Annotated in this window: 19 protein-coding genes and 1 tRNA gene; 7 read left to right on the top strand and 13 right to left on the bottom strand. The window is 44.3% G+C overall.

Translation table 11 applies throughout. The features are described 5' to 3' along the window. Window positions 1-179: 179 nt before the first annotated feature. Both lat and AC3WJC_RS03520 read right to left on the bottom strand, forming a co-directional pair. Complete coding sequence (gene lat / locus AC3WJC_RS03515; protein ID WP_492397686.1) at window positions 180-1,511, bottom strand: L-lysine 6-transaminase; 1,332 nt, start codon at window positions 1,509-1,511, stop codon at window positions 180-182. A 140-nt stretch (window positions 1,512-1,651) separates the two neighbouring features. Beyond that, window positions 1,652-2,536: a 1-aminocyclopropane-1-carboxylate deaminase/D-cysteine desulfhydrase gene (locus AC3WJC_RS03520; protein WP_492397687.1), complete on the bottom strand. Its 885-nt coding sequence runs from the start codon at window positions 2,534-2,536 to the stop codon at window positions 1,652-1,654. A 75-nt stretch (window positions 2,537-2,611) separates the two neighbouring features. Between AC3WJC_RS03520 and AC3WJC_RS03525 the strand changes: the two genes are divergently transcribed. Both AC3WJC_RS03525 and AC3WJC_RS03530 read left to right on the top strand, forming a co-directional pair. Beyond that, the gene (locus tag AC3WJC_RS03525) at window positions 2,612-3,655 is read left to right on the top strand and encodes an RluA family pseudouridine synthase (RefSeq protein WP_492397688.1); all 1,044 of its coding nucleotides are present in this window, start codon (window positions 2,612-2,614) and stop codon (window positions 3,653-3,655) included. Window positions 3,656-3,730: 75 nt separating this feature from the next. Beyond that, complete coding sequence (locus AC3WJC_RS03530; RefSeq protein ID WP_492397689.1) at window positions 3,731-4,564, top strand: aminotransferase class IV; 834 nt, start codon at window positions 3,731-3,733, stop codon at window positions 4,562-4,564. 1 nt (window position 4,565) lies between these two features. On the opposite strand, the gene AC3WJC_RS03535 is transcribed toward AC3WJC_RS03530, so the two are convergent. Then, window positions 4,566-5,786: an ABC transporter permease gene (locus AC3WJC_RS03535; protein ID WP_492397690.1), complete on the bottom strand. Its 1,221-nt coding sequence runs from the start codon at window positions 5,784-5,786 to the stop codon at window positions 4,566-4,568. A gap of 86 nt (window positions 5,787-5,872) precedes the next feature. Here AC3WJC_RS03535 and AC3WJC_RS03540 point away from each other — a divergent pair, with 86 nt between their 5' ends. Then, window positions 5,873-7,123 (top strand): exo-beta-N-acetylmuramidase NamZ family protein, encoded by a 1,251-nt coding sequence (locus AC3WJC_RS03540; RefSeq protein ID WP_492397691.1) that lies wholly within the window; start codon window positions 5,873-5,875, stop codon window positions 7,121-7,123. 84 nt (window positions 7,124-7,207) lie between these two features. Further along, the gene (fmt, locus tag AC3WJC_RS03545; RefSeq protein WP_492397692.1) at window positions 7,208-8,125 is read left to right on the top strand and encodes a methionyl-tRNA formyltransferase; all 918 of its coding nucleotides are present in this window, start codon (window positions 7,208-7,210) and stop codon (window positions 8,123-8,125) included. Between the two features lie 9 nt (window positions 8,126-8,134). On the opposite strand, the gene AC3WJC_RS03550 is transcribed toward fmt, so the two are convergent. After that, window positions 8,135-8,755: a hypothetical protein gene (locus tag AC3WJC_RS03550; RefSeq protein WP_492397693.1), complete on the bottom strand. Its 621-nt coding sequence runs from the start codon at window positions 8,753-8,755 to the stop codon at window positions 8,135-8,137. Between the two features lie 66 nt (window positions 8,756-8,821). Beyond that, on the bottom strand, window positions 8,822-9,577 hold the full coding sequence (locus tag AC3WJC_RS03555) for a hypothetical protein (protein ID WP_492397694.1): 756 nt from the start codon (window positions 9,575-9,577) through the stop codon (window positions 8,822-8,824). A 117-nt stretch (window positions 9,578-9,694) separates the two neighbouring features. Here AC3WJC_RS03555 and AC3WJC_RS03560 point away from each other — a divergent pair, with 117 nt between their 5' ends. Next, entirely contained in the window at window positions 9,695-10,486 is a 792-nt protein-coding gene (locus AC3WJC_RS03560; protein WP_492397695.1) for a DUF3050 domain-containing protein, read from the top strand. 4 nt (window positions 10,487-10,490) lie between these two features. Here the strand turns inward: AC3WJC_RS03560 and AC3WJC_RS03565 are convergent, their stop codons facing one another. The 3 genes from AC3WJC_RS03565 to AC3WJC_RS03575 form a co-directional block, all read right to left on the bottom strand. Beyond that, window positions 10,491-11,018, bottom strand: coding sequence for an acyl-CoA thioesterase (locus AC3WJC_RS03565; RefSeq protein WP_492397696.1), 528 nt, complete (start codon window positions 11,016-11,018; stop codon window positions 10,491-10,493). Window positions 11,019-11,062: 44 nt separating this feature from the next. Beyond that, window positions 11,063-12,328 carry a type IX secretion system plug protein gene (locus tag AC3WJC_RS03570; protein ID WP_492397697.1) on the bottom strand — a complete coding sequence of 422 codons (1,266 nt, stop codon included), beginning with the start codon at window positions 12,326-12,328 and terminating at the stop codon, window positions 11,063-11,065. Window positions 12,329-12,405: 77 nt separating this feature from the next. Further along, the gene (locus AC3WJC_RS03575) at window positions 12,406-14,316 is read right to left on the bottom strand and encodes an ABC-F family ATP-binding cassette domain-containing protein (RefSeq protein WP_492397698.1); all 1,911 of its coding nucleotides are present in this window, start codon (window positions 14,314-14,316) and stop codon (window positions 12,406-12,408) included. A gap of 129 nt (window positions 14,317-14,445) precedes the next feature. Here AC3WJC_RS03575 and AC3WJC_RS03580 point away from each other — a divergent pair, with 129 nt between their 5' ends. After that, window positions 14,446-15,483, top strand: coding sequence for a quinone-dependent dihydroorotate dehydrogenase (locus AC3WJC_RS03580; RefSeq protein ID WP_492397699.1), 1,038 nt, complete (start codon window positions 14,446-14,448; stop codon window positions 15,481-15,483). Between the two features lie 37 nt (window positions 15,484-15,520). Here the strand turns inward: AC3WJC_RS03580 and AC3WJC_RS03585 are convergent, their stop codons facing one another. The 3 genes from AC3WJC_RS03585 to AC3WJC_RS03595 form a co-directional block, all read right to left on the bottom strand. Beyond that, window positions 15,521-15,691 carry a spore protein gene (locus tag AC3WJC_RS03585; protein WP_492397700.1) on the bottom strand — a complete coding sequence of 57 codons (171 nt, stop codon included), beginning with the start codon at window positions 15,689-15,691 and terminating at the stop codon, window positions 15,521-15,523. A 35-nt stretch (window positions 15,692-15,726) separates the two neighbouring features. Next, window positions 15,727-15,797, bottom strand: a tRNA-Cys gene (locus AC3WJC_RS03590). 49 nt (window positions 15,798-15,846) lie between these two features. Then, window positions 15,847-16,596: a TrmH family RNA methyltransferase gene (locus AC3WJC_RS03595; RefSeq protein WP_492397701.1), complete on the bottom strand. Its 750-nt coding sequence runs from the start codon at window positions 16,594-16,596 to the stop codon at window positions 15,847-15,849. A 44-nt stretch (window positions 16,597-16,640) separates the two neighbouring features. Here AC3WJC_RS03595 and tamL point away from each other — a divergent pair, with 44 nt between their 5' ends. Continuing rightward, window positions 16,641-18,980, top strand: a complete 2,340-nt coding sequence (tamL, locus tag AC3WJC_RS03600) for a translocation and assembly module lipoprotein TamL (protein WP_492397702.1) — start codon at window positions 16,641-16,643, stop codon at window positions 18,978-18,980. An 11-nt stretch (window positions 18,981-18,991) separates the two neighbouring features. Here tamL and AC3WJC_RS03605 read toward each other — a convergent pair whose 3' ends face one another. Together AC3WJC_RS03605 and AC3WJC_RS03610 are read right to left on the bottom strand one after the other, a co-directional pair. Beyond that, window positions 18,992-19,522, bottom strand: a complete 531-nt coding sequence (locus AC3WJC_RS03605) for a hypothetical protein (RefSeq protein WP_492397703.1) — start codon at window positions 19,520-19,522, stop codon at window positions 18,992-18,994. 44 nt (window positions 19,523-19,566) lie between these two features. Further along, window positions 19,567-20,067: a TspO/MBR family protein gene (locus AC3WJC_RS03610; RefSeq protein WP_492397704.1), complete on the bottom strand. Its 501-nt coding sequence runs from the start codon at window positions 20,065-20,067 to the stop codon at window positions 19,567-19,569. Between the last annotated feature and the right edge of the window lie 67 nt (window positions 20,068-20,134).

Genomic DNA, 20,134 nt, shown 5'->3' on the forward strand with positions numbered 1-20,134 from the left:
TTTAGTCAGCAATTATTGTGTATCATCTATATCGCACACACTTATTATTATATTCAACTTAATAGGCGATAATAATACATCCTTAAATAACGTGTTGTAACGATTATAGTATTTTAAAAGCAAAAAAAACGCCTTTTTGATGTCAAAAAGGCGCTTGTAGCAATATTATTACACTTTAATTATAAGTCGGCGCATATTTTTTCGAGCACTTGCAAGCCTTTATCAATGTCAGCCTGCTGTATAATGAGTGACGGCCTGAAGCGGATGGTACGTTCGCCGCAACCTAAAAACATCACACCGTGATCAAGCCCCTGCTGTAAAAATTCATCCCTTTTTTGCTGGTCGGGGAAATCAAACGCGATAAGCAAACCCATACCCCGAATGTTGCTTATCACAGGCATTTTTCCGGCGATGCGTATCAGTTCACTTTGCAGGTAATTACCCATTGCTTCGGCATGTTCGCATAGGTTATCTTCTTCAATAATTTCTAACACCTTTGAGGCACGCACCATATCGGTAAGGCTGCCTCCCCAGGTTGAATTAAGGCGCGATGAGGTATTGAACGTGTTATGCTCAACCTCGTCAATACGCCGGCCTGCTAAAATACCGCAAACCTGCATTTTTTTACCAAAGGCGATAATATCCGGCCTTGCATTTTCTCCGAAATGCTCATGCAGCCAAAATTTTCCGGAAAGGCCTACACCGGTTTGCACCTCGTCAAAAATCAGTAAGGCTTCATACTCATCAGCCAATTGGCGTAGCTGTTCGGCAAATTCTCTGCGCATGTGGTTGTCGCCGCCTTCGGCCTGTACGGGCTCAACTATTATGGCGCATATATCATCTTTGTTACCCTCAAATGCCTTACGTATCTGTGCTACTGAGGTAGCTTCGCGTTCTATAACCGCTGCCATACGGGCCTCGTCAAGCGGGTAGGTAACGTATGGGAATGATACCCGCGGCCAATCAAATTTGGCAAACCATTTGGTTTTAACGGCCTGCGTATTGGTAAGGCTCAGGGTATAGCCCGAACGGCCGTGAAAAGCGTTTTCAAAGTGTAGTACTTTGTGTCCTTTTTCCTGTATGTAACCGCGGGCGAAGTTTTTTTGTACCTTCCAGTCCATAGCGGCTTTTAAGGCGTTTTCAATGGCCAGCGCACCGCCCGATATAAAAAAGGCATGCGGCAGGTAGTCGGGAATACCTACCCTTGCGAAGGTATTTACAAACTGGGCGTATTGCTCGGTATAAATATCAGAGTTGGATGGGTTGGTTAACGCGGCCAGCAGCAAATTCTTTTTAAACTCCTCATCGTTCAGCATTTTAGGGTGGTTATATCCTAAAGGAACTGATGCGAAGCATGAAAAAAAATCAAGCAGGGTACGTTTGTGTTTTGAATCGTAAATGTAAACGCCCTTACTTTTTTCCATATCAAAAGTAAGGTCAAATCCGTCGGCTAAAATGTGTTTCGCCAAAACGTTGTGCACGTTTTCAGGCGCGATATCTAAATGGTACATAACATAACAGGTTTATAAACAAACATACTAAAAACGGCTAAATAATTAAATTTAAGCTGTTTTTGAACCGATCGCCTAAAAAGTAAGTTTAAAATGTTTAAACCTTTATTTTGTACCGGATGATGATATGGTATAGGAGCTTAAAACTTATTCTTCATCCCCAGTATGCCCATTAAACCGCCCGTGTGTACCGCCAATATGCGGCTGCCTGGTGTAAAATGACCCTGCTTTATCATATCAAATAAAGCATAGAGCATTTTACCGGTATACACCGGTTCTATTAGTATACCGGTTGATGTGGTAAAAGTTTTTACAAACTCGATCAGTTCGGGCGTAGTTTTGGCGTAGCCGCCAAAATGGTATTGGGTATGTAACTGATAAGGGAAAGGCGCATCCAGAAACTGAGCAATCTCCTCCCGTAAAAACTCGCCACCCTTCAGTGCCGTTATGGCATGAAATTCGGTATGGTGGCCATGCATTTGCAAGCCGTTTATAATACCCGCAGCCGTAGTGCCGGTGCCGCAAGCGCAAAAAATATGATCGAAAGCAAAAGGCAGTTCATCCACCAGTTCGCTGCAACCCAGGGCTGCCTCGGGCGATGCTCCGCCTTCATCTATAAAAAAAGCCTTGTCATCAGCGCCAAAGTAATCGTTAAATAAATCCTGCTTGTGGCGATATTTTTCACGGTCGGTAAACAAGAGCTGCATGCCATGTAAACGGCATAAAAACAAGGTGTCGTTCTGCACCTCTTCACCGCGTACAAAGCCTGTAGCCTTAAACCCGAATTTTGCCGCCGCCGCCGCTGTAGCCAGCAGGTGGTTAGAGTAAGCACCACCGAAAGTAACCAGGTGGGTTTTGTTTTCGGCCTGTGCCCGCTTTAAAGTGTACTTTAATTTACGCCATTTATTACCCGAAATAAGGGGATGGATCAAGTCGTCACGCTTAATAAATACTTCAACACCATGCGCGTTAAACAAAGCATTATGCAATTGCTGCAAAGGGCTGAAAATTTCAAGGTCGATCATTATTATTTAACACGGCTTTAACCGTATTGCAATATTACTTATATGCAACCACAAAAAAGGCTTACTTTTGCGCAAATGGCAGAAGATATAGAACTGATAGAGCAGGACGAGCAAGACCTTTATGAACACCTGCGCATAGTGGTTGATAAGGGCCAGTCGTTATTGCGGATTGATAAATTTTTGATGCACCGGGTGGAGAATGCCTCTCGTAACCGCATCCAGAACGCTATTGACCTGGGTAATGTACTGGTTAATGACAACCCTGTAAAATCAAGCTATAAGGTTAAACCCTTGGATGTTATATCCGTTGTGCTGCCACATCCGCCGCGCGATACCGAAGTTTATCCCGAAGATCTGCCCATCAATATCGCTTATGAGGATGATGATGTACTGATCGTAAACAAGGAGCCGGGGATGGTGGTGCATCCGGGTTATAATAATTACACCGGTACGCTGGTTAACGCGCTGGTACATCACTTTCAGCAATTGCCTACCATGCCAGGCAATGATGGCCGCCCAGGGCTGATACACCGTATTGATAAGGACACTTCGGGCTTGCTGGTGATCAGCAAGAACGAGCGCTCCATGAACTACCTGGCCAAGCAGTTTTTTGACCATACCATCACCCGTAAATATATTGCCCTGGTGTGGGGAGATATTGCAGAGGACGGAACGGTTACCGGTTACATTGGCCGCAGCCATAGCGACAGGCGTGTGATGAGTGTGTATGATGATGAAGAAAAAGGCAAATGGTCTGTTACGCATTACCGCGTTTTAGAGCGTTTGGGTTATGTTACGCTGATTGAATGCCAGTTGGAAACCGGACGTACCCACCAGATACGCGCGCACATGAAACACATAGGGCACCCCTTATTCAGCGATGCTACCTACGGCGGCGATAAAATTATAAAGGGCACCGTTTTTACCAAATACAAGCAGTTTGTTGATAATTGTTTCGCCATGATGCCGCGCCAGGCACTCCATGCCAAAACGTTGGGTTTTAAGCATCCCACACAAAAAAAATATATTGATTTTGAGGCACCCTTGCCTGCTGATTTTGAGTCGGTTTTACAAAAATGGCGTAAATATGTGGCCACGGCCAACCACGATAACTTGTAAGCGTACGAAACAATCGGCTGTTAACGTTGTCTAAAAAACACATATTGAATATCAAAAAACGCTATCATATAGGGCATGCCTTTGTTTCTGAATTTTAACGGGGAAATTTTACCGGCAGACAGTAAGTTGTTTACCTCGGGCAACCGTGGTTTTAAATATGGCGACGGCTTGTTTGAAAGTATGCGTCTGATGAAGGGCAAGCTTAAATTTGCCGATATGCATGCCGACCGCCTGCAACGGGGTATGAGGGCGCTTAAAATTGATGGCTACTCGCAAATGGATGCCTGGTTCCTGAAAAATAAGGCCGAAGAGCTGGCTACCCGCAACAAGGTAAAACACGCGCGCCTGCGCCTTACAGTTTACCGGGATGCTGGGGGTTTGTATACACCATCGCAAAACAAGATGGGTTACTGCCTGGAGTTGCAGCCGCTTGATGAACCCCGTTATTTTTTGAACGAGAAAGGCTTGATTATGGATGTATTTACCGATCTACCCAAGCCGTCCAACTACCTGTCGAACATCAAAACCTGCAACTCGCTTATTTATATAATGGCGGGAATATATAAGGATCAAAACCGGCTGGATGATGTATTCCTGCTGAATCAGAACGGTTATTTGTGCGAGGCCAGCAGCTCAAATATTTTTATATGGTATAACAATCACCTGTATACACCCGCGTTAAGCGAGGGTTGTGTTGAGGGCGTAATGCGCCAGGTGATTATAAACGTGGCTAAGGCGAATAAAATTGAAGTTACCGAGGCGCAGATAAATCCCGAAATATTGTATGAAGCCGACGAGGTATTCCTGACCAACGCGGCGCGGGGTATACAATCCGTAATGGGTTTTGGTGTAAAGCGCTACTTTAACCGCCTGAGCAAGGGTTTGCTTGACGAATTGAACAAACTGTAAATTATTTAAAGCGGATAGCCTTAACCGGCTCTATCTTACTTACCAGTGCTGATGGTATCAGCATAACCAGCAGGCAGATAACCAGTGTGCCGATGTTAAGCAATATCACATCCATGGCGTTGAGTTGTACCGGTACGAATGACATATAGTACGATGCCGGGTCGAGCTTGAAAAAATGGGTTTTAAATTGAAAAAGACTTAGCCCCAAACCAAACAGGTTACCCAGTATCAGCCCTAACCCTATCAGGTAAAAGGCATTAAACAAAAAAACTTTCTGAATTTTCCAGTTGCTGGCACCCAATGCCTTAAACATACCAATCATGGAGGTACGCTCCAGTATCATGATCAGCAAGGCAGATATCATGTTGATCACCGCGACAATAAGCATGAGTATCAGCATCACACGGGCGTTTACATCCAGCAATTTAAGCCACTCAAATATAGTAGGGTAATTTTGCTGTATGGTGTATGATTTAAGGCGGACAGGTATTACCGTATCAATAAATTCATCGGCTTTAGCCAACTGGTCAAAATTAGCTACCCGCACCTCATAGCCGCCAATCTCGTTGCTTTCCCAATTATTTAAGCGTTGTATAAGTGCCAGGCTGCCAATAACAAAGGTTTTATCAACCTCATCAACACCTGAACTATAAATACCGCTAATGGTTAATTTGCGCTTGCGCAGTGGTTCCTGCACAAAGTACATCAGTATATCATCACCCACTTTCAATTTAAGCCTGTCGGCGGTATGACGTGATACAATGATCTGCTCATTAGCCTTTACCGAATCAGTAAAGTCGATCACTTTGCCCTCAACCAGCGTTTTTTGGAATACCTGCCAGTTATAGCTTTTATCAACACCTTTTAGTACGATGCCCTCAATCTCATCATTGGCCTTTATAATGGCCGGTTTTGTAGCAAAAGGTTTAATGCTGACGATCTGCTTATCTTTCAATACTTGTTTAACAAACTGGTCGTCCTTAACAAAAGGGGAGTTTTCGTAAGAGTTGTTAAGATCGAACTTTACCACCTGCATGTCGCCGGCAAAGCCGCGTATCTTTTCGCGGATCTCCTGCTTAAAGCCTTTTACAATGGCTAATGAAAGTATCATCACCCCAAGGCCGAGCATAATACCCACCACGGCAATGCGCACGATCAGTTTAGAGAAAGTGCGCTTGGACTTGAAGGTAATACGGCCGGCAACAAACGACGAAAAATTCAAAGCAGTATGATTTTTGTAACTTCGCAAATATGCGGTTTTACCGCTAAAAAACGTTTACTTAAATTGCCATAACAAAAATAGACATCATGATACATGCCACCTTTATATTACGCATAGCAACAACAGGTATGCTGTTTGGCGCTACCACCTGCGGCCAGCCCTCAACAGAAGGTACGCCCACCGTTGCTAAAGCGGATACCGTTGTTGTAAAAACTGATGCTCCGGCTAAGCTAATTACCGCGGCAGACCGCACCGAGGCCTATGTGGATCAGCTTAAAGGTAAAAACGTAGGGATGCTGATCAACCAGACCTCTATTATAGGTACATCGGGTAAGTTAACGGTTGACAGCTTGCTTAAACGTGGCATCAGCATTAAAAAAATATTTGGCCCTGAGCATGGTTTCAGGGGTAACGCGGCCAATGGTGCCAAAATTGGCGACGAGGTTGATCCATCTACCGGACTGCCCGTAACATCATTGTATGGCAAGCACTATAAGCCTACGCCCGAAGATTTGAAAGGCATCGACTTGATGGTGTTTGATATTCAGGATGTAGGTACGCGCTTTTATACCTATATATCAACCCTGCATTACCTGATGGAGGCGTGTGCCGAAAATAATATTCCGCTGATGGTGTTGGACAGGCCTAACCCTAACGGTTTCATTATTGACGGGCCTATTATGGAGCCCGCCTATAAATCATTTATAGGTATGCACCCCATACCCATTAGCCACGGCATGACGATGGGTGAATATGCCCAAATGATAAACGGCGAAAAATGGTTGAACAAAGGGGTACAATGCGAGCTGAAAATTGTTAAGATGGAGGGCTACACCCATCAGTCGGATTATACATTGCCCGTGCATCCTTCACCTAACCTCAACACGCAGCAATCCATCCTGCTATACCCAAGCACCTGTTTGTTCGAGGGTACCACGTTCAGCTTAGGCAGGGGTACGCCATTCCCTTTCCAGGTAGCGGGGCATCCGTTGCTTAAAGGCAAGTTTGATTTCTCGTTTACGCCGGTAAGCATTCCGGGTGTGAGTGATAATCCGCCGCAAAAGGGCAATACCTGTTATGGCATCAACCTGCAGGATTATGATGTATCTGTATTTAAAAAAACAGGCAAGCTGAATTTAAGCTGGGTGATGGATATGTACAAGGTATTTCCGGATAAAACGAAGTTCTTTAACGCGTATTTCTTAAAACTGACGGGTACTAAAAACCTACAGCAGCAAATTGTAGCCGGTAAAACCGAGGCGCAAATACGGGCGAGCTGGGAGCCGGGACTAAGCAACTTTAAACAGATGCGCAAAAAGTATTTGCTGTACCCTTAAAATGGCATAAAACTGAATATTGATAAGTAAAACATTTGTGCGCTTTGCTTATTTTTATGCGATACATCTAAAATAATATCTGCCATGAAAATTGTATTTATGGGCACGCCGCAATTTGCCGTAGCATCGTTAGACGCTTTGATAACCGCAGGCTGCGATATAGTAGCCGTAGTTACCGCGCCTGATAAGCCTGCCGGCCGCGGTCAAAAAATTAGCGAGAGTGCCGTAAAGCAATATGCCGTGGCCAATGGCATCAAGGTACTACAACCCGAAAAGCTTAAAAACCCGGAGTTTTTAGAGCAGCTTGCCGCCCTTAATGCTGATTTACAGGTAGTAGTGGCCTTCCGGATGTTGCCGGAGGTGGTGTGGAGTATGCCTGCAAAAGGCACTATTAACCTGCATGCCTCGCTGTTGCCGCAATACCGTGGCGCGGCACCTATCAACTGGGTGCTGATCAACGGCGAAAAGGAAACCGGGGTTACTACCTTTTTCCTGAAGCATGAGATAGATACGGGTGATGTATTATTTACCGAAAAAATAACCCTTACCGGGCAGGAAACTGCCGGAGAACTGCACGACCGCCTGATGAACAAGGGCGCAGGCCTGCTGGTTAAAACAGTTAAGGCTATTGAAAGCGGCAGGTATCATGAACATCCGCAACACCAGTTAGCCACCGGCGAAGAACTGCAGCATGCCCCAAAGCTGACCAAAGAGTTGGGCGGGATAGACTGGACCCAGCCAGCACTTAAAATATACAACCTGATAAGGGGCCTTAGCCCGGTACCAACAGCCTACACCACACTTAATGGTAAGGTGCTTAAAATATTTAATGCCGAATACACCGAAACCGAACCCGGCATACAGCCCGGCGGCTTTTTAACCGATAACAAAACCAGCTTTAAATTTGCCGCCCCTGATGGTTTTATCAGCCTTACAGATGTACAACTGGAAGGTAAAAAGCGTATGGGTATCGAGGAGTTTTTAAGAGGGGTGAGGCTGTAGTTTCTCGGTTTATTTTTTGAGTTTTTTGATATGGCTTTCAGCCATCGCTTTTGTTTTGGCATCTAAAGCCGCGGCAGCACTGTCAAGCCGTTTAATGTTTTGGAATTTAGATAGATTTTTGTTTTGATATTTCTCTAATACAGCCATGGTTGCCGCTATTTTCAAAGCCATATTATAATTCTGTATGCTGGTGTCGTGTTTAGCAATGCTCAAAATGGTTTGGTTTAACGCGCTGGTTTTATTATTGTATTGTTGTTCGCTTATTGAAAGTAATTGTAATACTCTTTTCTTTAACGCGCTGTCAGTAATGCCTTTTGCAGCCGCTTTTTCGGCAGCGTAATATTTGATTGATTCGCCATTGAACATGTTGTAGCTTTTCAGGCTATCATATTTAATTTCTTTAAAATCTATTACTGCTTTATTAAGTTTAAACAGGTCTGAATCCTTTTTTAGCAGATCGTTATAAATTTTATCAATCGGATCGGAATATTCCCTGCTATCTGAAAGGCGTGAGGCGTATTCCTCGGCAACAACCGGTTTAACAGCCTGTTTATCATTGTTGCCATTTGACGAACAAGACAATAGCGCTGTAACTATACATGCAATGAAAATAAGTGATAATGGTTTCATACAATAAAAGTAAAAAAGCGATAGTATTAATACCATCGCTTTGCTAAATAATTCCACTAAGTTTATTTACGATCCTGTGCGTCCTTCAACCTCGGTATCGCTATACATAGGCAATACGCGGGCATCTTCCCGTAAGTCTCTTACCCGTTTCTTGCGGTAAGTAAAACCATTAAGGCGATAGATGAACAGGAACATAAATGAAGTAGCTATAGCACCGAAGGTATGCCATAAAAAGTGTGTGCCCATAGGCAGTAAAGCCTGGGTATCAACAATCCTAAAAAACAGGGCAAAACCAAAACTTACAAAGGCCGCGGCAACCAGCAACCCGTTTCGCCAACGGGTTTTGATCAAGAGCATCAGTAATGGCAGTACGATCATCATCACCATAACGCCATAGTTGATGCTGAACATAATATGCTTATCGTATATCATATACAATTGGCGCAGGCCAATTTCAACTAATCCAAAAGCAACTACTGCTAAAGCCGCCGCTTGCCATTTACCGGTTACCTTGATAATAAAAAACACGCTGGCCAGCATACAAAGCAGCGCGATAGGCACCCAATCCAGGTACATAAAAAAGCGCCATTGCCTAAAGCCATGATAAACCGTGCTGCCAATGCAGCCGGTAAGCATCAGCATGGTGGCTATGCTTAAAAACGCATGCTGTTTGTTAAAGCCTTTTAGCTTTACAAGCCAGTATATTCCGGGTATTAAAAACAAAGCAGACGAGACCATGTTCCACGGCTCGGGAAACAGGTTGTGCATGTTGGTTTCAGTGTACAGCGCTGAACCATCGGCTGGTAAAATATCTGTCAGCATGTAAGGGCAGTTTTGTATTTCAACACACGGTTTTTAAAAATGTTGTGCCCAAAACCTAATTTATAGCCGTTCGGAATAATGACAAACAATTAATATTTCAGGTACTAACTTCGCGTCATGAAGCACCATGAAAAAATAGAAGCTTTAAAGCAGGCCATAACACCTTTGCGACAGCAATTAATAGATCATGAACTCTATACGCAAATGCAAAGTGCTGATGATCTGCAGGTTTTTATGGAGCATCATATTTTTGCCGTGTGGGATTTTATGTCGCTTTTAAAAGCGCTGCAACAAAAATTGACATGTACCAATGTGCCCTGGGTGCCGGTTGGCAGTGCCAACACCCGGTACTTAATTAATGAAATTGTTACCGGTGAGGAAAGCGATATTGACCAGCATGGCAACCGCTCAAGCCATTTTGAACTTTACTTAAAAGCCATGGAGCAGGCCGGTTTTAATACACAGCCGGTAAATAACCTGTTGCAGCAGTTAGCGCAAGGTAAAAGTGTTAGTGAGGCATTAAATGCCGATGATATACCAGCCGCCGCCGCGCTATTTGTAAAACACACCTTTGATGTAATAGCCACCGCGCACGAACACCTGATAGCCGCAGTTTTTACTTTCGGGCGTGAGGACCTGATACCCGGTATGTTCATCAGCATGGTAAAACAGATCAGCAACAGCGCACCGGGTAAAATAGACACCTTTGTTTATTACCTGGAACGCCATATTGAGGTTGACGGCGACCACCACTCGCACCTGGCTTATGAAATGACCGCTGAACTTTGCGGCGATGATGATAATAAATGGCAGGCTGCTACCCAAGCCGTTAAACAAGCGCTGCAAGACCGCATTAATTTATGGGATGGAATCCTGTCAGAAATTAATGCGTTAAAGCAAGGGGTTTAATTTACTAAATTTCTGTTTTGGCAGCAGTAAACAAGGCTTTCAATTCAGTAGCATCATCCGGGTGCATACGGCCGCCAAGTATCAGGCGTAATTGCCTGCGGCGAAGTGCCCCTGCATAAAGTTCGATCTCTTTTTCGGTTATTGGCTCAATTTCGGGCACAGGTATGGTGTGGCCATTTTCATCAAGCGCAACAAAGGTATAGTATGCCTCGTTACACTTAATATTAGTGCCCGATGGCATATTTTGCGCCCAAACATCCAGCTTAACTTCCATAGAGGTAGTGAACGCGCGGGTAACTTTGGCCTCGATATTAATTACATCTCCCAACTTAACCGGCTGCTGAAACGATACATTATCAACCGAGGCGGTAACCACAATACGGTTACAATGCTTTTGCGCCGATATGGCTGCCGCGATATCCATCCAGTGTAACAGGCGACCGCCCATAAGGTTGTGCATATAATTGGTATCATTGGGTAATACCAGTTCGTTCATTATCGTAAGCGAGTCCTGCGGTGTTTTGAGGTTCATAATATCAGAGGGATGTAAGTAGCAAATATAGCAATTAACACAAGCTACCAGTTTTGGTTTTTAGTTGTGCTTATTTGCTGTAGGCCGGCAAGCTCTTCCCAACGTGCCCCGGGCGGGCGGTAGTAAATAAAAAGCTGGTAATCATTACCTGTTTCGTAATGGCTGCCTTCAATAACGGTATCATCCGCCTTTTTTGTGTTGTTATCCAACCAAATATATTCGTAATCATACACGCCCTGTTTTAAAAGCAGCATGGTGGTAAATTTGCCGCTGGCTGCATCAAAGGTTAATTTGCTATTGGCATCCGGCTTAAAATTGTTAAATCTGCCGATGATGTAAGGCGTACCTTGGTTAGCATCCCTACGCGCATCAAGATTAAAGTAAACACGGGCGTAATCAGCATCAACCCGCGGGTCAGTACCATCCTGGTTCAGGATGTAAAAATTGCCATTGTTATCAAACTGAAACTCGTAAGGTTGCCCATTGCGGTTAGCATCAGTATTCAATTGAACCGAAAAGCCGGTGTCTTGGTAAATGCGGTTAATGCCATACGCGCCGGCTTTAAGCGAGCGCATATCAAAATACCTGAACTCATTACGGCCTGCAAAATCATTCGTGTTAACGTTATTGTAAACTAATTGCGTGCCGCGAATAGTGTTAGGTTCGCGGTTTAAAACAGTGGCATCGCTCCGGTAATTCTGCATCACCAGTACCCGCATATCCGTTGCCGGATTTTGTATGCGTAGCTGGCCATAATCAACCGTAAAATTCAGCTTTTGGTTGGTTTGCCGGTATTGTACATTGTTTGATGGTACCACATTAGCGCTTACCGATACCCTTGAGTTAAGTACATATAATTTGCGGGTAAACACCAGCTTTTGCTGATCGCCATCCTCATACACCTTTAAAATGTAATTGCCCGCGTATTTGGGGATGATGTTGTTGTTAGGGAAGATGATCTCGTAATGCACATATTTCTGGTAGGTGCCTGAAGAGTATTTATAGTTAATGATCTGGTCTTCCGTAAAGCTTTGCAGGTATTCGGCAGGAGAGAGGCGCGAGGAGTTCCATAGCGCGTCGCAATGCTCCAGGGTATAATAAAAATTACTGGTTTGGCCCTTCAGGTCGTCAAAACCAAGCACCAGTTTATCAGCCGAGTTAAGGTTAATAACCGGCAATGAACCAGCCTTGCCCTGGTTGTAAAGCTCAATGCTTTTTATGTTAGATCGATATACGCTATCGGTATAGTGTTGAGCATAAGCAGTTAAGTGAAAAAGAAAAATAGATAAAAAAGTTACTAATCCTTTCATAACTGCAAAAAAATAAAAGCCTCCCCCTTGGGGAGGTTTGGAGGGGTAATCTTTAGGGGGATGTTGGGTTTGAGCTTTTACTCCAACTCTAGTATCTGCTCGGCCAAAGCTTCCCATTTTTCTTTTACAGTGCCCAGCTCATTCTTTTTTTGCTGATACGCTGTATTGGTTTGCTTTAAACGGTTTTGATCCGAATAAATTTTATCGTCGGCAAGGTCGTTCTCTAATTTCTTTACTTCGCTTTCCAGGTCAGCTATTTGCTTTTCCATTTTGCCCAGATCCTGGTTCAGCTTTTTTAATTGCTGGTTTTTGTCGTCACCCTGTTGTTTAACCGGTTCAGGTTTTTTCTCTTCCTTTTTAGGCTGAGGGGCGGCAGGTGCCTTTTCAAACTTGCGTTTGGAGTTCCATTCCTCGTACTCGGCATAAGTACCCGGATAGATCTTGATCTTCTGATCCTCAATATACCAGATCCGGTTGGCTACGTTATCCAGGAAATACCTGTCGTGCGATACTACGACCACCGTACCTTCGTACTGTTGTATGGCCTGTATTAATATATTAACCGATTGTATATCAAGGTGATTGGTGGGCTCATCCAGTACCAAAAAGTTGGCATCGGCGGTAAGCGCCTTGGCCAAAGCCACACGCGATTTTTCACCACCAGAAAGCACCTTGATCTTTTTAAACACATCATCACCCGTAAACAGAAACGAGCCCAGGATAGTGCGCAACTCGGTATCGGTATGCTTTGGCGCGAATGATTGCAGCTCGGCCAGTATCTCATTCTCCAGGTGCAGCGATTCTAACTGGTGCTGCGCGAAGAAGGTTGTACTCACGTTGTGGCCGGTGGTTGCGGTTCCGGTATAATCCTTATCAGCATTGGCAATAATGCGCAACAGGGTTGATTTACCACGGCCGTTGGCACCAATCAGGGCTATCTTGTCGCCCTTTTCAATCACTGCTTCGGCATGATCCAGGATATCAATGTTCGGATATTTTTTGGTGATGTGCTCAAGCGTAACCACGTGCCTGCCTGATTGCTTTGAAAAGCGGAAGGTGAAGTTAACCGTTGGGTTATCATCATCCACATCATCCACGCGCTCCATTTTATCGAGCATCTTAATGCGCGACTGCGCCATTTTAGCTTTGGATGCCTTGGCACGGAAACGCTCGATCAGGCGCTCTTCCTGGCGTATTTTTGATTGCTGGTTTTTAAACTCGCCACGTTGTATCTCTTCACGCAAGCCTTTTTCCTCTAAATAAAAGGAATAGTTGCCGGCGTAAACGGTCAGTTTACCTTTGCGCGATTCAACGGTGCGGTTAATTACTTTATCCAAAAACCACCTATCGTGCGATACGATGATCACAGCGCCATCAAAATCTTTCAGATACTGCTCCAGCCACTGTATGGAAGGTAAATCCAAGTGGTTGGTAGGCTCATCCAGCAGTAATATATCCGGTGCCTGCAATAGTATTTTAGCCAGCATAACACGCATACGCCATCCGCCCGAAAAGGTGCTGAGTTTACGGTGTGTGTCTGCCTCGGTAAAACCTAAACCCGCTAAAATTTCGTGAGCTTTGTATTCAATATTATAACCGTCAAGCGCTTCAAATTCAGTTTGCTTGTCGCTTAGTTTGTGTAAAAGGTCTTCGCTGTAATCTGTTTCCAGTTTTTTGAGGAGGTTCTCAATTTCGGTATGCAGTTGGTTTTGGCGCTCAAAAGCCTCCATGGCCACATGCAATATATTTTTGTCTGACGCGTAGGAGAGCAGATCCTGGTTGAGGTAACCCAGGGTAAGGTCCTTAGCCATTGAGATACTACCGGTTGTAGGCTTATATTCACCCACAATCATTTTTAGTAGCGTAGTTTTACCGGTACCGTTAGCACCAATCAGGCCAATTTTTTCACCGGGTTTAATGTGCCAGTTAGCCTCGTCATACAATTTCCTTGCACCTATCTCAAACGTAAGATTATTTATCGCGATCATTTGCGCGCAAAGATACGAAACCCCACCTAAATCCTCCCCAATGGGGAGGACTTTTTAACGTGTGGTGTAATTGGCTACTAAAATCACTATTCACCAATCACCTTTCACTATAATACATACCTTTGCGGCATGTATAGTTTACTAAAGCCATTGTTGTTTCAGTTCGACCCGGAAAAGGTGCATTACTTTGTTACCCGCAACCTGCGCAGGGTGAACAAATTTCCGGGTGGAGCAGCGCTTAGCCGCGCTGCCTGGGATATGAAGGATCAGCGCCTGGAGAAAGAAGTTTTTGGCTTAAAGTTTATTAACCCGGTAGGCCTTGCCGCCGGTTTTGATAAAAACGGCGAGGTGATAAGCGAAATGGCAAACCTGGGCTTTGGCTTTATTGAAGTAGGTACGGTTACGCCATTGCCGCAGCCGGGTAACCCTAAGCCGCGTATGTTTCGCCTGCCGCCAGATAGCGCGCTGATAAACCGTATGGGTTTTAATAACCTGGGGGTTGACGTAGTTGCCGCGCGTTTAGCCGCCTACCGTAAAAACCGCCCGAAGGGCCAGGAGGGTGTAATCATCGGTGGTAACATCGGTAAAAATAAAGTTACCCCTAATGAGGATGCCGTAAGCGATTATATTAAATGCTTTGACAGGCTGTTTGATGTGGTTGATTACTTTGTGGTGAATGTAAGCTCACCCAATACGCCAGGTTTACGTGCCTTGCAGGAGAAAGAGCCGTTAATGCACATCCTGAATACATTACAGCAGCGCAACTCAAAAAATAATATCAGCAAGCCGATATTATTAAAAATAGCACCTGACCTGACCGATGATCAGCTAAATGATATTGTTGAGATAGTTACCGAAACCAAAATAGCAGGCGTAATTGCCACCAACACCACCATCAGCCGTGAAGGGTTGACAGGAAAATATAAAGGCGAAACCGGCGGGTTGAGCGGTAAGCCATTAACTCAACGGTCAACAGAGGTGATCGCTTATCTGCACCAAAAATCAAACGGCGCATTCCCGATCATCGGGGTTGGCGGTATCCACTCGGCTGATGACGCGGTGGAAAAACTGAACGCCGGTGCTTCGCTGGTGCAATTATATACCGGCTTTATATACGAGGGGCCAGGGCTTATCAAGCGTATCAACAAAAAAATCCTGTCGGTATAAACCAACAGGATTTTTTATTTCAATAAGATATCTTAACTTATTTGCTAAGGTTAGCTAAAACTTCATTGTTTATAGCAAGCTGATCTTTAGTTGACTGTGCTGAACGGCTGCCTGGTTGCAGGTTAGTAGCCAGTTTCAGGAATTGAACTTCTAAACGTGAGAAAGTTTTATTTCTTCTATCTTTTCTTTTTAAACGAGTAACGCCCATGATGCTTATTTTTTTAATACTTTAATAATCCTGTGAGGTCGGGAGCGGATTCGAACCGCTGTAAAAGGTTTTGCAGACCTCTGCCTAGCCACTCGGCCACCCGACCATTTTTTAAGGAACGCAAAAGTAGCAAATATTTTTGTTGACTACCAACTTTATTTCAATGTATTTCTTTTTATTTCTGAACAAAATATAGCGGTAGCTATGCCAACGTTCAGTGATTCAGCTTGCCCGGCCCTTGGTATGGTTACGGCTTTTTGTATCAACTTCTCAACCGATGGCCTTATGCCGTTGCCCTCGTTGCCCATAACAATCAGCCCTTCGCCGCCAAACTGGGTTTCATAAATGTTTTTACCGTTAAACAAAGCACCAAAAACCGGCAGTTGGGTGCGTTGTAAAAAGGGTTCAATATCAATGTAATGCAAATGCACGCGCGATAATGACCCCATGCTTGCCTGTACTACTTTAGGGTTATACGCATCAACAGTATCGGCAGAGCAAATTACATCGGTTATACCAAACCAGTCGGCCGTGCGGATTATGGTGCCCAAGTTGCCGGGGTCTTGTATGCCATCCAAAACAATTGAAAACTTTTTACTTAGCGTTTGGTTACTAAGTGCGGGCCAATCGGGTATCTTTACCAGCGCAATTACATCTTGCGGAGTTTTTAACGCGCTGATCTTTTCCAGGTCGTTTAATGAAATTTGCTGGATGTTTATTTTTTGCGATAAATTCAGCAATTTTGGGTCGGATGTATACGTTTGGAAAACGGTATCAACCTGGTAAGCCGAATTGGCAAACTCATTTACTGATTTATGGCCTTCAACAAGGAATAAGCCATGCTCGGTACGAAACTTTTTATGTTGTAAGGACTTTAATAAATTGATCTGAGATTTTGAAAGCATACATTCACCCTGCTAAATATCACCTTACAATATTAACCATTCTTTTGCTGATAATTTCGTCGGGCTGTAGTTTAACCCGTAAACTTAAAGATGATCAGGCACTTGTGCGTAAGGTAAAAATTGTAGGTGTTGATAAGGAATTTGAGGATCTGGCGCAAAATTATGTAGATAAGGAGCAGCAGCCCAATAACTGGCTAAACCTGCAGTTTTATTACCTGTTCAGTAAAAACGGCAAAAAAAACATCGGTGAGCCGCCGGCTATATTAGATAGTAGCTTGGTGGAGTATTCGCGCCTGCAAATAGAGAAGTTTTTGCAGAACAAGGGTTACCTGAAAGCTAAGGTTGCCGATAGCATCCACATCAAAAATAAAAAAGCCGAACTGATCTTTACTGCCCAGCAAGGCCCCATGTTTAAGGTACGCAACTATACTGATAGTGTTGGCGACGGGAAAGTGCGGTCGTTATACGAGGGTTACAAGGGCAGGGCGCATGTGAAACCCGGCAGCAGGTTTGACAGGGATAGCCTGGCGTATGACCGTGATGAACTTTATACGGTGATGAAGCGTAACGGTTATTATGATTTTTACCGCCAGTACATCAGCTACGATTACGATTCTACCTACAACAGCAGTGTGGTTGATCTGAAAGTGATTATTGATAATCCTCCGGGAAAAAAGGAACACCCGGTGTACAAGATCAATAATACCCTGATCACCATCGCGCGCAGTACGGGGCGCACTACAGGCAAGGCCGATACTTTGCAGGTTGACTCACAGTTCCGGTTTATCGATTATTCGGGCAGGTTTAAACCACGTACAGTAACAGATTATATCTTTCAGAAAAAAGGCGAGATCTACAATATAGAACGTCAGCAGCTCACTACCTCACGCCTGTCGGAGTTGAACGTTTTTCGTAACGTACCAAACCCAACCTATACCAAACTGGCGGATAGCAGTAACAGGCTGGATACCCGTATCGATATCATCCCGCTTAAACGGATGAATGACCGTGTGGAGGGTGAGTTTCTGTTCAGCAGCGGGCGTTACGGTTACAATGTTGGTAATACCTTTACCAACCGTAACATGTTTAAACAGGCTGCCATATTGCAATTAAAAATAAACTGGAGCGTGTTGTTTGATAACGGCAGCAACTCGGCATCGCGCGGAAGCATAGAAAACCAGGATTTTAAGGTGGGTTTAAGCCTGAGTTATCCGCGGTTAATATTGCCATTTAACGCGCCCGTGCTGGGCAAGTACGGCGTGCCGCACACCACCTTTGCCAGTAACTACCAGTTATTTTACCAAAAAGGGCTGGTTAAGCGCCAAAGCTTTGTAAATTCAATAACCTACGATTTTTTTGAGACACCTGATAAACGCCATACCATCACGCCGTTGTTCGTAGAGTTCTCTCGCGGTACTATCGATCAGAACGCGTACCGTTTATTGCTGAACCAAAACAGGTTTTCATACATCTACCTCATCGGGCGTACCATATTAACATCAGGCAGCCAGTATACCTATCAGCTTAATGCTAATAAGCTGAACTGGCTAACCAATTTCCTGTATTTCAGAGGTAGTGTTGATGTTGGTGGCAATGCCTTTAGTTTATTAAGTCATGCTTTTAATACCAAGCCGGATAGTACCGGCCGCCGTACGTTGTTTGGCTATACCTATGCGCAATATGCCAAAACCGAGGTTGATCTGCGTTTTTACCGCACCTTTTCGCACGAGCGCCAGTTTATCTTCCGCATTAATCCTGGTGTTGGTATCCCTTACGGAAACAGCGATGAACTAATATTTGAGAAGAATTTTTATGCCGGTGGTGCTAATGATATCAGGGCATGGCTGCCGCGTACCCTTGGCCCCGGCCAGTTTAACCGTGCAAGCTATGGCAGCAGCGCCCTTGCTGATACGCTGAGGAGCCAGCTACGTTATATTGACCAGGTAGGCGAGGTTAAAATTGTAGGCAATGCCGAATACCGCTACTTGCTGGCCAACAACTTTTTCGGCTCAAAGCTTAAAGGTGCCTTTTTTATGGATTTTGGTAACGTTTGGCGACTCAAAAGTCAGGAGGACAGCCCGAACGGTGAATTCAGGCTAGGTAACTTATGGAATTCAACCGCCATAGGTATTGGCACCGGCTTGAGGTTTGACCTGCAGTTCTTTGTATTCCGGTTTGATATCGGCTTTAAATTTAAAGATCCGCAGTTTACAGGTGCCGACCAATGGGTACTATTCAGGCACGGCGACGAATTGTTTAGAACCGGTGATTTTAAGCGTGCTTATAAAGAAGCCAACAGAACCGGCGTAGATAAAGATGGTAATATCCTGGGCGATGGCTACAGCTTTATGCAGTTAAACTTCGGGGTAGGCTTGCCTTTCTAACAAATCAGGTACTAAAACATCCCTTTCAGGCCATCAACAATACTTTCAAAAAAGCGGCCTACGCTTAAACCGTTGTGGTGGTTAAAGTAAAAAAAGATGATGAATATAATTACCGCGATAATAATAAAGCGCTTAAACATATAAGCCAACAATATTAACGCGCAGGGGATGGCAAGCAGCAGCACCCAACTGATATGCCATGGGGCTAACTTACTGCCATTTTTATAAACGTAATACAAAATGGAGTGGGTGCCGTTATCATTAACATGCTTGGCATACAAAAAGGTTGATTTTTCTATTTTATGCCTGTAAAACGCGGTGCCTTTATCAAACTGTAGGGTCTCGTTAAAGCCATTCATCGAAAAATTAAAGGTGCCGTTAATATCTTCACGCACCTTGCCCAGTGAGTCGGTTGCCTGTATGGCTACTTCATCCTGCGCGAATGGGTTTTCAACTACAGCAAAATGATCAATAGCTATGGTATCAGCAAAAGCGGGTGCAAAAAATAATAGGGCTATGCAGATGAGTATCAGTTTTTTCATGTAGAGGGCCGGTTGGTTTTGGCAACTAAAAATAAGGTTTTGCATTATTTGTTAAGCAAATAAACACTAAAATTTAATACCGATGCGAAACTTACCCATAATAAATACGGCACCATTAACCACGATGCTGTTTTGCTGAACCGTGAAAAGCCTGCGATGCAGCCAATTATACTTAGCCATAGCAGTACAATAATTACAAAGCCCCCCAGCATCTGGTGCATTCCAAAAAACACAATAGACCACATAAAGTTTAATACCAGTTGTATAATATACAAGTTGCGTGTATTAGCGTAGGCTTTGCTGTCATCGCGTTTTTGCCAAACCAGGTAAGCGGCTATGCCGATAAGGATGTACAAACTTGTCCATACCGGGGCAAAAAGCCAGTTGGGCGGACTGAACGATGGTTTTTGCAAACCCGCGTACCAACCTGGAATTTCGGGGCGGGTAAAGTAGGAGGCCGTAAAGCCGATGATGAGCGTAATGAGTATGCTGATGATAAGCGCGCCTGCATTCGGGCCTCGCTTGGGTTGTATTACAGTATTCATGATAAGCTAAAGCAACAACTGCAACTGCTGATAAGTTTGCGGTAATATTGTACTTTAGCGGCAACTA

This window comes from Mucilaginibacter sp. FW306-07-L (assembly GCF_058782065.1).